Source organism: Rhodococcus sp. MALMAid1271, from assembly GCF_049195265.1.
Classification (GTDB): Bacteria; Actinomycetota; Actinomycetes; order Mycobacteriales; family Mycobacteriaceae; genus Rhodococcoides.
Genome location: NZ_JBMIRQ010000067.1, coordinates 1 through 14013 on the forward strand (window position 1 = coordinate 1; position 14013 = coordinate 14013).

At 64.3% G+C, this 14013-nt stretch carries 17 protein-coding genes; 5 read left to right on the top strand and 12 right to left on the bottom strand.

The features are described 5' to 3' along the window. Nucleotides 1-670, top strand: a 670-nt coding sequence (locus tag ACOQFP_RS08720) for a DUF222 domain-containing protein (RefSeq protein ID WP_421584038.1), incomplete at its 5' end; no start/stop codon positions are given. 384 nt (nucleotides 671-1054) lie between these two features. On the opposite strand, the gene ACOQFP_RS08725 is transcribed toward ACOQFP_RS08720, so the two are convergent. The 4 genes from ACOQFP_RS08725 to nadA are packed head-to-tail and all read right to left on the bottom strand — an operon-like array spanning nucleotide 1055 to nucleotide 4959. After that, entirely contained in the window at nucleotides 1055-1426 is a 372-nt protein-coding gene (locus ACOQFP_RS08725; protein WP_206489114.1) for an RNA-binding S4 domain-containing protein, read from the bottom strand. 32 nt (nucleotides 1427-1458) lie between these two features. After that, the gene (gene nadC / locus ACOQFP_RS08730; protein ID WP_341244707.1) at nucleotides 1459-2334 is read right to left on the bottom strand and encodes a carboxylating nicotinate-nucleotide diphosphorylase; all 876 of its coding nucleotides are present in this window, start codon (nucleotides 2332-2334) and stop codon (nucleotides 1459-1461) included. 1 nt (nucleotide 2335) lies between these two features. Next, on the bottom strand, nucleotides 2336-3904 hold the full coding sequence (locus ACOQFP_RS08735; protein WP_421584039.1) for an L-aspartate oxidase: 1569 nt from the start codon (nucleotides 3902-3904) through the stop codon (nucleotides 2336-2338). Then, nucleotides 3901-4959 carry a quinolinate synthase NadA gene (nadA, locus tag ACOQFP_RS08740; protein WP_421584040.1) on the bottom strand — a complete coding sequence of 353 codons (1059 nt, stop codon included), beginning with the start codon at nucleotides 4957-4959 and terminating at the stop codon, nucleotides 3901-3903. Before nadA ends, ACOQFP_RS08735 begins: the two co-directional genes overlap by 4 nt. Nucleotides 4960-5038: 79 nt before the next feature. On the opposite strand from nadA, the gene ACOQFP_RS08745 reads away from it, so the two are divergent. Further along, entirely contained in the window at nucleotides 5039-5737 is a 699-nt protein-coding gene (locus tag ACOQFP_RS08745) for an NUDIX hydrolase (protein ID WP_206489118.1), read from the top strand. A 12-nt stretch (nucleotides 5738-5749) separates the two neighbouring features. On the opposite strand, the gene ACOQFP_RS08750 is transcribed toward ACOQFP_RS08745, so the two are convergent. From ACOQFP_RS08750 to bioB, 3 genes are read right to left on the bottom strand one after another with little or no spacing between them, the layout of a single operon-like run. Then, nucleotides 5750-6334, bottom strand: a complete 585-nt coding sequence (locus tag ACOQFP_RS08750; protein ID WP_421584041.1) for a DUF2567 domain-containing protein — start codon at nucleotides 6332-6334, stop codon at nucleotides 5750-5752. Nucleotides 6335-6340: 6 nt separating this feature from the next. Further along, on the bottom strand, nucleotides 6341-6565 hold the full coding sequence (locus ACOQFP_RS08755; protein WP_206489120.1) for a hypothetical protein: 225 nt from the start codon (nucleotides 6563-6565) through the stop codon (nucleotides 6341-6343). 22 nt (nucleotides 6566-6587) lie between these two features. Then, entirely contained in the window at nucleotides 6588-7580 is a 993-nt protein-coding gene (bioB, locus tag ACOQFP_RS08760) for a biotin synthase BioB (protein WP_206489121.1), read from the bottom strand. A 118-nt stretch (nucleotides 7581-7698) separates the two neighbouring features. Between bioB and ACOQFP_RS08765 the strand changes: the two genes are divergently transcribed. Further along, nucleotides 7699-8286 carry a TetR/AcrR family transcriptional regulator C-terminal domain-containing protein gene (locus ACOQFP_RS08765; RefSeq protein ID WP_421584236.1) on the top strand — a complete coding sequence of 196 codons (588 nt, stop codon included), beginning with the start codon at nucleotides 7699-7701 and terminating at the stop codon, nucleotides 8284-8286. A gap of 12 nt (nucleotides 8287-8298) precedes the next feature. Here ACOQFP_RS08765 and ACOQFP_RS08770 read toward each other — a convergent pair whose 3' ends face one another. The 3 genes from ACOQFP_RS08770 to ACOQFP_RS08780 all read right to left on the bottom strand — a co-directional run bounded on the left by ACOQFP_RS08770 (nucleotide 8299) and on the right by ACOQFP_RS08780 (nucleotide 11704). Further along, nucleotides 8299-8706 carry an META domain-containing protein gene (locus tag ACOQFP_RS08770; protein ID WP_421584042.1) on the bottom strand — a complete coding sequence of 136 codons (408 nt, stop codon included), beginning with the start codon at nucleotides 8704-8706 and terminating at the stop codon, nucleotides 8299-8301. Further along, the gene (secA2, locus tag ACOQFP_RS08775) at nucleotides 8699-11002 is read right to left on the bottom strand and encodes an accessory Sec system translocase SecA2 (protein WP_421584043.1); all 2304 of its coding nucleotides are present in this window, start codon (nucleotides 11000-11002) and stop codon (nucleotides 8699-8701) included. The genes ACOQFP_RS08770 and secA2 overlap by 8 nt, the downstream gene beginning before the upstream one ends. A gap of 129 nt (nucleotides 11003-11131) precedes the next feature. Then, the gene (locus ACOQFP_RS08780) at nucleotides 11132-11704 is read right to left on the bottom strand and encodes a dihydrofolate reductase family protein (protein ID WP_421584044.1); all 573 of its coding nucleotides are present in this window, start codon (nucleotides 11702-11704) and stop codon (nucleotides 11132-11134) included. Nucleotides 11705-11781: 77 nt separating this feature from the next. On the opposite strand from ACOQFP_RS08780, the gene ACOQFP_RS08785 reads away from it, so the two are divergent. Beyond that, nucleotides 11782-12351 (top strand): TetR/AcrR family transcriptional regulator, encoded by a 570-nt coding sequence (locus ACOQFP_RS08785; RefSeq protein ID WP_206489125.1) that lies wholly within the window; start codon nucleotides 11782-11784, stop codon nucleotides 12349-12351. 21 nt (nucleotides 12352-12372) lie between these two features. On the opposite strand, the gene ACOQFP_RS08790 is transcribed toward ACOQFP_RS08785, so the two are convergent. Then, nucleotides 12373-12762: a hypothetical protein gene (locus ACOQFP_RS08790; protein ID WP_421584045.1), complete on the bottom strand. Its 390-nt coding sequence runs from the start codon at nucleotides 12760-12762 to the stop codon at nucleotides 12373-12375. Nucleotides 12763-12823: 61 nt separating this feature from the next. On the opposite strand from ACOQFP_RS08790, the gene ACOQFP_RS08795 reads away from it, so the two are divergent. Beyond that, entirely contained in the window at nucleotides 12824-13249 is a 426-nt protein-coding gene (locus ACOQFP_RS08795; protein ID WP_421584046.1) for a helix-turn-helix transcriptional regulator, read from the top strand. Nucleotides 13250-13256: 7 nt separating this feature from the next. Here the strand turns inward: ACOQFP_RS08795 and ACOQFP_RS08800 are convergent, their stop codons facing one another. Continuing rightward, nucleotides 13257-13985, bottom strand: coding sequence for an SIR2 family NAD-dependent protein deacylase (locus tag ACOQFP_RS08800; protein ID WP_421584237.1), 729 nt, complete (start codon nucleotides 13983-13985; stop codon nucleotides 13257-13259). Nucleotides 13986-14013: the final 28 nt, after the last annotated feature.

Sequence of the window (14013 nt, forward strand, 5' to 3'; positions counted from 1 at the left end):
TCACGACGCCCTGAAACTGGCGCTCCGGCACACGCTCGCCTCAGGGACCCTCGGCACCCACCGCGGCCTACCCGTCACCGCCATCATCACCATGACCTTGAAAGACCTCGACGCCGGCTGCGGCTACGCCATGACCGCCACCGGCTCCCGCGTCTCCATCCGCGACGCCATCAGAATGGCCTCCCACGCCCACCACTACCTCACCATCTTCGACGACGACGGCCGAGCCCTCTACCTCGGCCGCTCCAAACGCATCGCCTCACCCGACCAACGCATCGTGCTCATCGCCCGAGACCGAGGCTGCAGCTTCCCCTCCTGCACCCGCCCCGCCACCTGGTGCCAGGCACACCACGTCACCGACTGGATCGACGGCGGACCCACCGACATCGACTCCCTCACCTTCGGCTGCGACATACACCACGCACTCGTCGGCACCGGCCCCGGCACATGGGCCACCACCAAAACCACCGCACGCCACCGCTACCCGGGCCGCACCCTCTGGCACCCACCCACCGACATCGACCCCCAACGCTGCGGGCTGATCAACCACGCACACCACCCAGAAGAAGTACTGCACCCACCCGACCACCACAACCACCACAACAACAACACCGGGGACACCGAGGACACCGGCCGCACCGGCGACGAAGAACCACGACAACCCGCGTAACGACCCATACCAGCACCAGGGCACAGCCCTGCCTGCTGCACACACCTGCCTCCTGTACGGCCCAAGCGCCTGCGCGATCCGCGATGAAGTCGGCGGGAGGTGACGACGCACCCCCGGTGAACCTGGCGACCCAGGCACGAGTCTGCACACCCAACAGGGAAACGGCGCTACCGGGCCAGCCCGGTAATGACAATGCCGACTGAGGAGCCTGCCGACTATGCACAGCCGACGACTACCGTCAGGAACAGAACCAGCCCTACGGTCGCGGCAACAGTGGCGAATTTCGGCTTTTATGTTGCTGACATCGGAGAAGTCGACTGAACCTCAACGGAATTCGTGTTCATGCGTTCAGTCGGCCGAGTTACTGTCGCCGCTCGAAAGCTGTCAGGCCAGGCCCCGTAGTCGGTCGATCTCCCGTCGATCACGCTTGGTCGGTCTTCCTGCTCCTCGATCGCGTCTCGGCACCGAGGCCACCACCTCTTTGGGCGGCGGCGGCGGACTCTTGTCGATCATGCACTCGGGAACGACCGCTGCGCCGACACGTTTGGTGATCGCCCGCACGACGACGACGATCTTCTCGAGCCCGTCGACTCGGAGCCTGATCTCGTCGTCCGGCCCGATGCGCTGGCCGGGTTTGGCGGGCGTCCCGTTGACGCGCACGTGGCCGCCGCGGCAGGCAGCGGCTGCCGCCGAACGTGTCTTGAACAACCGCACCGCCCAGATCCAGCTGTCCAGGCGGGCACTCTGCAATTCCATTTCGACCGATTCCCTCACATTGCGAGGCTCGACTACATGTCCAGTCCGAGGTCGAGCACTGTCACCGAGTGTGTCAGACCGCCCACCGCGAGGAAGTCCACGCCCGTTCGTGCGTAGTCTCGCGCCACGTCGACGGTCAGCCCACCGGAGGATTCCAGCTTGGTCTTCGGAGCGAGCTTGTCTCGGCGCTGCACCGCCATCTGCGTCTGCCACAGCGCGAAGTTGTCCAGCAGAACCAGTTCGACGTCTTCGGCGAGCACCTGATCGAGTTGCTCGAGGCTGTCCACCTCCACTTCGCAGGCAATACTCGGAGCCGCGGCTCGCACCGCATCGAGCGCTGCGACAACCGATCCGGCTGCCGCCACGTGATTGTCCTTGATCAGTGCTGCGTCGCCCAAGCCCATTCGATGATTCACACCTCCGCCGGCACGCACCGCGTACTTCTGCAGCGAACGTAGTCCCGGCAACGTCTTTCGACTGTCCCTGATCTTGCACTCGGTATCGGCCACCTCGGCAACCCACGCGGCAGTTGCAGTCGCGATCCCCGACAGGTGGCACACGATGTTGAGCATGGTGCGCTCGGCCGTGAGCAGCCCCCGAGTCGGGGCCTCGACCGTCAGAACGGTGTGCCCAGGTTCGACGGTGGATCCGTCCTCGATGCGATGCGCGATGGAATATCCCGTCGCACCGATCACTTCGTCGAGCACCAGCAGGCCCACATCGAGGCCGGCGACCGTGCCGAACTGACGCGATACCACCGAGGCCGTTGCCACGGCATCTTGCGGAACCGTTGCCACAGTGGTGATGTCGGGTCCGTAGCGCAGATCCTCGTCGAGCGCTGTCCGGATCAGGGCAAGCACCTCGGCGCGATCGACGCCCGGGCTCACCTCGTTCGACGTATCGGTCATGTCATCGTGCTCCCGTCATCACGTCGTCGTTCACTATCTCGAGACGGCCGTCCGAACCTCGTTCGATATGCAGGCTACGGCGTTGCGCGGGATCACTGTCCGGGAAATCACGTCGGGTGTGGCACCCTCTGCTTTCACGACGGTGAGCGGCGGCGAGCACGACGACCTCCGCTGCAGCGGTCAACGCCGCGTCCTCCACGGCACGCGGATCGACCGGCGGTTCGGACACAACGCCCTGAGCCAGCACGCGACGCGCCTCGTCCAGTCCTGCGGCGTCCCGAACCACACCGACTTCGGCAGTCATGGTGCGTTGCAATACGGCTCGGTCGATGCGGCGATAAGTGGGCAGGGCGATATCGGAGACCTCCACGGCGTGTCCCTTCCGTTCGGCGGCAACGAGGGCCGCACGTTCGCCGACCACCAGTCCCTCGAGCAGGCTGTTCGATGCCAGCCTGTTCCCGCCGTGCAGACCCGTACGAGCCGCTTCGCCGGCGGCGAGCAATCCCGGAACCGTTGTGCGACCGAATGTGTCGGTCACGATCCCACCGCAGGAGTAGTGCGCTGCCGGTGCCACCGGAATCAGGTCCTTCGCCGGATCTATACCGGCCTCGAGGCAGGAGGCGGTCACGGTGGGGAACCGCTCGTGCACTCCCTCGACTCCACGAGCATCGAGCAGTACGTGCTCGGCCCCGCTGACGTGCAACAGTTCGGCGATGGCCCGTGACACGACATCACGTGGGGCCAGGTCGCCGAGCGGGTGTACGTCAGCCATGAATGCGCGACCGGTCACATCGAGGAGTCGGCCACCCTCACCGCGCACCGCCTCGCTGATCAACGGGCGACGGCCTGTCGAACCGGCTGCGAACAAGACGGTCGGATGGAACTGAACGAATTCGAGATCGGCAACACGGGCACCGGCATCGAGGGCGAGCGCGATCCCGTCGGCCGTCGCACCCGCGGGGTTGGTACTGCACGAGAACAGCTGCCCCAGCCCACCGGTCGCGAGCAATACCGTCGAGCAACGAACGACCCCTACGCCCTCGGGACCGCGGACCAGCAGCCCCGCCACCTCACCGTCCGTCGTCAACACGCGCAGCGCCGTCGTGTCGAAGTGCACCGCAGGCACCACAGCGTCGAGAGTCCGTTGAACCTCGGCACCGGTGGCATCGCCGCCCGCGTGGACGATTCGACGCACACTGTGCCCGCCCTCCCTGGTCCGCGCGGGTGATCCGTCCGGTCCGAGATCGAACGCAGCGCCTGCGGCCTCGAGCGAGGCCATCGCGGCGCGCCCACCCGACACGATGGACCGCACCGCGGCCTCGTCGCACAGTTCTGCGCCTGCGGCACACGTGTCGGCCACGTGCGATTCGATCGAATCTTCCAGATCTGGTCCGACTACCGCGATTCCACCCTGTGCGTAGTGCGTCGCAGTGTCGATGGAGCTGCCCTTGCTGATGGTCAGTACACGCATCCCGCGCGCTGCGGCAGTACGAGCGGCGGTGAGCCCGGCGATTCCGCCACCGACGACGACGAGATCGGTTTCGGTCTCCCAGTCGACCGACGGATTCACTCGCCGCCGCCGGGGGTACCGATCTCGATCATCCGTTGCACCGACTTGCTGGCGATGTTCGCGGTCTCGAGATCGACATGCACCTCGTCGCGTCCTTCGACGAGGCAACGAAGCAGTGCCGCCGGGGTGATCATTTTCATGTATCCACACGACGCACGATCGTTGACGGCGAGGAAGTCGACCTCGGGTGCTGCCCTGCGCAGCTGGTGGAGCATGCCGATCTCGGTGGCGACCAGGACCTGCTTGGATGCAGTGCCGCGGGCGGCGTCGAGCATGCCTCCGGTGGAGAGGATCTTGACCTTGTCGGCGGGGACGAAACCCTCCCCTGCGAGGTACAGAGCCGATGTGGCGCAACCACATTCGGGGTGCACATACAGCTCCGCGTCAGGGTGAGTACGCGATTTCTCGGCCAGCTCGTCGCCGTTGATACCGGCGTGTACATGGCATTCGCCTGCCCAGATGTGCAGGTTCTCGCGCCCAGTGATGCGCTTGACGTGCGCACCGAGGAACTGATCCGGCAGGAACAGGATGTCGCGGTTCGGGTCGATGGACTGCACCACCTCGACCGCATTGGACGAGGTGCAGCAGATATCGGTCAGGGCTTTGATCTCGGCGGTGGTGTTGACGTACGAGACGACGACGGCCTCGGGGAAATCGGCCTTCCATTCGCGGAGCTGGCCCGCGGTGATGGAATCGGCGAGCGAGCATCCGGCCCGCTGGTCCGGGATGAGGACCGTTTTGCTCGGGCTCAGAATCTTGGCCGTCTCGGCCATGAAGTGGACACCGCAGAACACGATCGTCTCTTCCGATACCTCGGCGGCGATACGAGAGAGCGCGAGGGAGTCACCGACGTGATCGGCGACGTCCTGAATCGCCGGCAGCTGATAGTTGTGCGCGAGCAGCGTCGCACCGCGCAGATCGGCGAGCCGTCGAACCTCCGCGGCCCATTCCGGCGTCGCCTCGACTCCCCCGTAGCCACCGGCTCCGTCGACGATGTCGCGAACACCGGCGAAGTTCGACTCGAGATTGTTCACCCGGGTAGCGCTGCTGGTCATGACGGTTCTCCTTCACCGATCATCCGGTCGTCCGTGACCGAATTTCCTCCGAGGAAGTTTTCGACTTATGATCGAAAACATGATTCATCGTAGCACCGTCCACGAAGTCCTCATTGCGGTGTTCCAAGTTCGGGCATTTTCCGACCCGGACGCCCCCGAACTGGGCGTGCTGCTCTGGCAACGCGCGCTCGACCCGGAGGCGGGAACCTGGTCACTTCCCGGCGGTGCGCTACGCGACGACGAGAACCTCGCCACCTCGGCACGTCGCCAACTGGCCGAGAAGGTCGACGTACGGACGGTTGCGCACCTCGAACAACTGTCGGTGTTCAGCGATCCGGATCGGGTTCCTGGAGATCGACGGATTGCGTCGACGTTCCTCGGCCTGGTGCCGATATCGGCAGAGCCCACGCTGCCTGCCGACACGATGTGGCATCCGGTCTCGGCACTGCCCGCGATGTCGTTCGATCACGGAACCGTCGTCGCTCATGCGCGACATCGACTTGCCGCGAAACTGTCCTATACCAACATCGGATTCGCCCTGGCACCGGTCGAATTCGCGATCTCGACGCTGCGGGAGATCTACGGCGCAGCCCTCGGCTATCAGGTCGACGCGACCAACTTGCAACGAGTCCTCGGCCGTCGCGGCGTCATCGAGCCCACCGGACGACGAGCACCGTCGGGCAAAGCCGGTGGCCGTCCACCGGCACTGTTTCGCTTTGCCGACAACAGCATTCGCGTCACCGACGAGTTCGCTGCCCTACGGCCGCCGCAAGCATGAGCGGCGATGTGATCACTCACCCACACGTGAGTCGAACGACGGTGGCGGCGGGGCAGCGTCGACGTCCTCCGGATCGGGGTCGGGGTACTGCAGATTGTCGTTGGGATTCATGGCGGCCAGCAGCAGGACGACCAGCGAGGCCGTCAGCGCCTGCACTATCAGCACCAACGGGGTGCCGATGGCAGGTGCCACCGACACGATCGATCCGATCGCCGGATCATCCGCCTTCGGAAAGCGCAGGGCGGCAATGCCGTTGCCTACCAGGAATGCCGCGAGGGAACCGGCGAGCGCGCCGACGAGCACAGCGACGAACAGCCTCGGTCCGCGCTCGGACTTCCACAGCCAACACGCAATCGGAACGATCACACCGAGCCCGAACGACGCGAACGCGAACAATGCGAGGGCATCGAAACGGTGCAGACTCTCTCCGGTCAGCGCCGCACCACGATCCTGTGCCACCACGAGCAGTTGCTGCGCCGGAGCAAGGAAGCCCCACAGAATGCCGCACAGCGCGGACAGGACCACCGATATCCCGACGACCACGGCCAGAACCCGAGCGGTGCTCGCACGCGACGGGCTCTCGTGCAGTTCGGACATGACCACCTAGCGCCTGCCTGTCGCGGTCGAATCGATCAGGCCGTGCCGCGAGCACACCGACGTCCAACCATCGGGAACGATCTGCACCACCATCCTGCGGCCGCATCGAGCGCAGAACCTCGGGGGCTCGAGCCCGAGGCGAACGGCGACCGTCAGCGAATTCTCGGCCACCTGGGTCGATGACTCGATCCGCACACCGGTGTGTGGGTCGTAGTGGATCTCGCTCGTCATTCCACCCACCCTAATACGCCCATCAGATCGTGGAGTTGAGCGCTTTGATCGGCATCTGCAGTTCGCCGAGCAGATCGAGATCCTGCTCTGCCGGACGGCCGAGTGTCGTGAGGTAGTTGCCGACGATCACTGCATTGATACCGCCGAGCATCCCCTGCTGCGCCCCCAGATCACCGAGGGTGATCTCGCGACCTCCAGCGAAGCGCAGAATCGTCCGCGGCAGCGCCAGCCGAAAGGCGGCCACGGCACGCAGCGCATCGGAGGCCGGAAGTACGTCCAGGTCTCCGAACGGGGTGCCCGGCCTCGGGTTCAGAAAGTTCAGGGGCACTTCGTCGGGTTCGAGCGCAGTGAGGTCGGCCGCGAACTCGGCCCGTTGCTCGAGGGTCTCCCCCATGCCGAGAATCCCGCCACAACAGACCTCCATGCCTGCCTGCCGAACCATGCGCAGAGTCTCCCACCGCTCCTCCCAGGTATGGGTGGTCACCACATTCGGAAAATACGATCGGGAGGTCTCGAGGTTGTGGTTGTAGCGGTGCACGCCCATGGCCGCGAGCTGGTCCACCTGTTCCTGAGTGAGCATGCCCAGCGAGCACGCGATGTCGATGTCCACCTCTTGCCTGATGGCTTCGATTCCCGCGGCGACCTGCGCGAGCAGCCGGTCGTCGGGTCCGCGCACTGCGGCGACGATGCAGAATTCCGTCGCTCCGGTCTTGGCAGTCTGCTTGGCTGCTTCGACCAGCGCTGCGATATCGAGCCAGGCGGATCGAACCGGAGATGCGAAAAGCCCTGATTGCGAACAGAAGTGGCAGTCCTCGGGGCATCCGCCGGTCTTGAGGCTGACGATCCCCTCCACCTCGACTTCCGGCCCGCACCACCGCATACGAACTTCGTGTGCCAGCTGCATCGTTTCTTCCAGACGGTCGTCATCGAGCTCGAGCACCTCGAGAACCTGAGACCGATCGAGTGCGATGCCCTCGCCGAGCACCTGTTCACGCGCCGCGCACAAAATATCCATACCGGTCCCCTCGTCGTCGAACCCATTATTGAACGCTGTTCAAGTTGAACGGTGTTCACGTTAGGCAACGCGCTCGACTACTGTCAAAGTGAACACGTCGAAGAACCAGGAGGAAGCAGTGCAGCTACGCAGGCAGGACGTCCTCGACGGTGCCATCGCCATCCTCGACGAGTACGGCCTCGCCGACCTGACGATGCGCCGCCTGGCTACCTTGCTGCACGTGCAACCAGGGGCGCTGTACTGGCACTTCCCCAACAAGCAGACCTTGCTGGGCGCGATGGCCGATCACCTGCTCTCCGGCGCCGATGCACCGTCCACGGAGGAGTCCTGGGATGCGCAGATCGGCCAGATCGCACACCGAGTGCGCGACGCGCTGCTCTCACGCCGAGACGGCGCCGAACTCGTCGCTGCAACCTACGCCTCGCGACTGACCACCAACCACATTCGCGAGCGTCTGGCCGCGGTCTGCATTCGCGCAGGACTACCGCGGCGCGAATCGGAGTTGACCGCCGATACCTTGCTGTATTACATCCTGGGCCAGACGGTGGACGAGCAGGCCCGACTTCAGATGGACTCCGCAGGAGCCCTGACCGAGGACGCGTCGCCGATGTTCGACAGTCCCGATCCCACCAGCCGATTCGACTTCGGACTGAAACTCTTCCTCGACGGAATTCGCCACTCGACTGCCGACCGCGTCCGCCGGTAGGTCTTCGGCAGATCAGGACTCGGCGAAGACGATCCGTTCGCTTCCGTTGTCCAATGTCATGGTGCCGTCCTTGCGGGACCACTTCGGCTTCGAAGTCAGAAACGCAGACAGCCACCCGTCCTGGTCCAACAACGCCTGGGGACACGCAACGCGCGTCGAACCCAGCGACTCGACGGTGATCCGGCCCTGCGAGGTGTCCACGGTGCCGAACAGCCTGTTGCACCCGGCCTCTGCCGAGATTCGGTTGTCGGCGAATTCGAGCCTGACGGTCGTTCCCTCGACCGGCGTATACGAATCGGGCGCATCGATGGACGTGTAGGTCTTGTCGGCGGGGAATTCACCGTACGACTGGGTACACCCACCGGCGATCACACTCGCGCCGAACGCGAGAGCAATCAGTGCACGGCCCGCGTCAGCCACCGAAAATCGGCCCCAGGCCGGCGGCACCGGCATTTCCGCGAGACGCGAACGGGTTGTCGTGCACCATGTACGTCCAGGTCGACGTCGGCCGACGCAAGCCTTCTCGATCGAGATCGATACCGTCGGAGGTGATGTCGGCAGTTTCGAATGTCGCGTGCGAGAGGTCCATCGCCTTGGACGACACCGTCTTGAACGCCTCGACCGCGATGCGGTGATACTCGTCGAGCGGGTTCTCTCGACCCAGCGCCCGGAGGTGAATGCTCTCCCGAACATCGGCGAGGTGGGCGAGGTAGTCCGACCACGATCGATCGAGGTGATAGAGCACAATCCGGCGTGCGACATCGGCCAGCGTCTCCTCGGGCACCGTCTCCCGGAGCTCTTCCGCGCGACTCGGCGAATGCGCCTCGAGCAAAGTCAGGGCCTCGTCCGTGTTGAGCAACGTGGCCCGGCTGCGATCGAGAATCTCGCGATGCTGGGCGGTGAGCTGGTTGTAACGCCAAGTACGAGAATGGATCTCGAGCATCTGCCCCTCGGCGATGCGTTGTGCGTGGTCGACGCGTTCGGCAGCCACCGAGGAGGTGAACCGGCCATTGTCGTCGATACCTTTGGGAGCGTCCTTGTCGCCGATGTTGTTCTTGACGACATCGTCCTCCCAACTACCGAAGAACACCGAGCGGCCAGGGTCGCCCTGCCTGCCTGCGCGTCCACGTAGCTGATTGTCCAGGCGCTCGGTGGTGTGGCGACCGGTGCCGAGAACGTACAGCCCACCGAGCTCGGCAACCCGCTCGCGATCAGCTCCGTCGGGACCGCCGAGCTTGATATCGGTTCCCCGGCCTGCGATCTGCGTCGACACCGTCACTGCACCGTATGCACCGGCTGCGGCGATGACTGCAGCTTCCTCTGCGTCGTTCTTGGCGTTGAGCACCACTACGCTCACACCGCTCGCATCGAGCGTCTCGGCCAGCGCCTCGGACTCCGCAACATCGTGGGTTCCGATGAGAATCGGCTGACCGGTCTCGTGAATTTGTTTCACCTGCTGCGCAATTGCCGCGTTCTTGTGCTCGGTCGTGTCGTACACCCGGTCGCTCTCGTCGACACGAACCGTGGGCACGTTGGGCTCGATCACCGAGACACCGAGGCTGTAGAAGGTACGCAGTTGCTCCCCCGCCGCCATCGCCGTGCCGGTCATTCCGCACACCGTGGCGTACCGATTGATCAACGCCTGCACGGTGATCGTGTCGAGAATCTCGCCGGTCTCGGTGGGCTCGATTCCCTCCTTGATCTCTACCGCCGCCTGCAACCCGTCGGGCCAGCGTTGCAGCTCTGCCACCCGCCCACGGGAGGCATTGATCAGCTGAACCCGCCCATCGCGGACGATGTAGTCGACATCGCGCTGCACCAGAACCTGGGCATGCAGAGCAACGTTGACGGCGACCAATGTCGTTCCGACGTGATGCTCGGAGTACAGGTCGATGCCGCCGAGATCCTTCTCGATCTGCAGCGCTCCCTCGTCGGTGAGGAAGACATTGCGCCCCTCGGCATCGGTGTCGTAGTGAACGCCCTTGTCCAACAATCGAACCGCATCCATCACCGTCGACGTCGAGACGTCACCCGACACCGAACCCGCCAACACCAGTGGTACGAGCGCCTCGTCGACCAGAACGGAGTCGGCCTCGTCGATCAGCGCCACATCAGGTGCTGGTGAGACCAGGTCTTTTCGGTCGTTCACCAAATGATCACGCAGAACATCGAATCCGACCTCGTTGACCGAGACATACGTGATGTCGCACGCATAGGCTGCGCGGCGCTCGACCGCGCTCGACGCCTCGCTGATGAATCCGACACTCATTCCGAGCGCATCGAACAACGGCTTCATCCACTGTGCGTCGCGTTGCGCGAGAAAGTCGTTGACCGAAATCACGTGCACCGTACGCCCGGACAACACATATCCCACGGCAGCAACGGCACCGGCCAACGTCTTGCCCTCGCCGGTTGCCATTTCCACCACATCGCCGGCGAGCAACCGCACGGCACCGTGCAGTTGCACATCGAAGGGCCGTAGCTTCAGGGCACGATCGCTCGCCTCGCGCGTCAACGCCAGATACCGCGGAACGTCGAGACGCTCGACATCGTCCACACGAAGCGCGGTCGCCTCTGTCGCCAACTCGCTCTCGGGCAGATCAGCTGCCCACTGGGCATGCTCCTGGGCTCGGTCGACGCGTCGACGCGAGGTGCTCTGCGCCTTCTGCGCGGAGCGGCCGAGTACGCGCCAGAATCGGTCGGAGCCCAAAGCCATCTGTAATCCCTACCTGAGAAAGAAAACCCGTTCTCACCCACAGTACCGAGTACGACTTCCACCGTCGCCGACAACGGAATGTGTATAGGCAGCGGAATCGGTGTCGGGGTCGATTTCGCCGATACTGCGTCATCTGTCCACCGCGTACTCGTTGACCACCACCCCTGATTCATAGGATGCGCTGGCAACGAGACGCGACCGTAGTGGCGAATACTCGCGTTCGGCGAAGAGTCGTTTGCCCGACCCGAGGAGCACCGGATTCACTTTGAGAATCAGCCGGTCGATTTCGCCTACCAGCGCCGACGCCAGCATGCCTCCACCTGCCAGCCAGATCCCACTACCCTTTTCGCTCTTCAACATTCGTACGATTTCCACGGGATCGTCACCGGTCGAGGTCACTGCCGGTTCGACGGCCGAATGCTTGCGTGAGAACACGTACTGCTTCAGATGCCCGTACGGGCCCTCCGGAGGATGGACTCCCCCGGCCCGATACGTGTTCCACCCCATGAGAACGGTATCGAAACGACTCAGATCGGGCGTGAGTCCGGTCGCTCGAAGCCCCAGCGTGGGGATGGTGTCGGTGTAGTCGCGCAGAATCATGTCGATGTGATCGCCCTGCATCGGAAAGTCCGAAAATGTGTCGTCGGGGGCTGCGATGTAACCGTCGAGGCTGACGGCAACGTAGTACACGAGTTCACGCATGAGGATCTCCGATCACGACGGCTGTAGTGGTTGAAAGCAGACTACGACATCCGTAGTGGTTCCGCTAGCCTATGGGCATGGCCCGTAACCCACTCCGACGCTCCGAACTGGCCGACGCCGGTCTCCGCATCTTGGCCGGAGAGGGAGCCCGTGGACTCACCCATCGCGCGATCGACGACGAGGCCCGAGTGCCGAGAGGAACTGCCTCGAACTACTTCAAGACCCGCGCGGACGTCATAGCCGGGCTCATCGAACGCATCGGAGAACGACTCGCCCCCGACCCACATGTCCACGAATCACTCGGTGCGATGCCGCCGAGCCCCGAACTCTTCGGTGCCTACATCCGAGACATCGTCGCTCGACTCATCGCCAATCGCGAGGTGACACTGGCCTTGTTCGAGCTGCGGCTCGAGGCGTCGAGACACCCGGACATCAGGAACGCACTCGGCGCGTGGCAGAGCTCGAGTTTCGCAGCGGACGTCGAATTCAACCTCGCCGCAGGACTACCCGGGGGCGCGAAGGAAGTTGCCCTCTTCCACTACGCGATCGACGGCTTGTTACTGGACCGGCTGACGTATCCGATCGATCCCGACACATCCACCGACGAGGTCGTCGACGCTCTGGTCGCCGGGCTCTTGCATGGATAGGCGCGGATCGAGACCACAACTCTAGGCATCGAGCGGCGTCGTCACCGCAATCTTTCGGGCCCCATCCGCCAGCGTCACCACCTGATAGGCGTTGCGCTCGGTACCCACCGGCGAACCGTCGGAATCGAGATTTTCCAACAGCAGGTGTCCGACCCACACTCCCGGCACCTGGATCTCGGTGACGATGTCGCGTGCGCGCACACCCTGTATCCCGCGCGAGCGGTAGAAGTCCTGCCCCTGCGCGAAGAACTCTCGCGTCTGTTCGGGATCGGCGATGGCCGCACAGCCGCGTGCAGTAACGGCCAAAGCCGGATAGTTGTAGATCTCCGCGAGCCCATCGAGGTCACCGGCGGTCAAATACCCCGTGTAGCGATTGAAGAAGTCTTCGATCGATTCCGTGTCAGGTTTCATGATCGAAACGGTACGACCCATTCCCGTCAGGGCGGTGTCGGTGATCAGCGAAAATCGGGCAGTGCCGACAGAGACGACTTCTCCCAGTTCCCTGGACAACGTTCTCACCCTGCGACGGGTGGTGCGCCAGCAGCGAATCGTCGAGTGGCTGAGTTCGGCGACACTGCCGCTCACCGCAATTGCACTGGCGCAACGGCTCGGCGTGAGCGTCCGCACCGTCGAACGCGATCTCGCCCGCTTACGTGAGAGTGGAGTCCCCATCGTGTCGGTGCCGGGTACGAACGGTGGTTCCCGCCTGGCATCTCACCGCAATCCCGAACCGGTGCAGTTGACCGTCCCCGAGATCTCCGCGCTCATTGCGAGCCTGGCCGCACTCGGCCCCACCGAAACCGACAGTGCCGCATCGGCAATGGATGCCCTCACTCGCGCGCTGACCGGAATCCGAGGGCATGGAAATGGAGATCCCAACCAGTCCACGGACACCTGATCGGACGTCACACCCGTGCAACCAAGGCCGGTAGCCCCACCGCCGCAGTGGTACGCCATCGATGATCGGCCATGTCCGAGACCTCGGTCTCGACCGGGTTGACCTCGACTACCGTGGCTCCTGCGCTGCGAGCGATCGCAGGCAGTCCGGCGAACGGGTACACGACTCCGGAGGTTCCGACGACGAGTACGAGGTCTGCGTCGCGAACAGCCTTCTCGGCCGCACGCCACGCATCCTCGGGAAGAGATTCGCCGAACCAGACTGCGCCGGGACGGATCAGCCCGCCGCACAGCGGACACTCGGGCGGCGGAACCCGCTGATCCGCCTCGGCGGGTTCGTCGTCGGCGTCCTCGACGGCACCGCGCGTCCCGCAGTCGCTGCAGTACGGATCGAACAATGACCCGTGCACATGAGACAACACTGTCGCCCCGGCCCGTTCGTGCAGGTCGTCGACGTTCTGAGTGGCGATGTCCACGTGTGCCCGACCTTGCCAGCTCGCCAGTGCAACGTGACCGGCATTGGGTTCGGAGCGGCGCACCAACGCTGCTCGCCATCGATACCAACCCCACACCAGGTCGCTGTCGGCCGCCCACCCCTCGGGACTCGCGAGAGCCTTGGGGTCGAAGTCCTTCCACAGGCCGGTCTGCGCATCGCGAAACGTAGAGATACCCGATTCGGCGGACATTCCGGCCCCGGTGAGAACAGTGATGCGCGAAGCAGTGCGTGCAGCGTCCACGACAAGCTCCGGGACAGCGACGAACGAC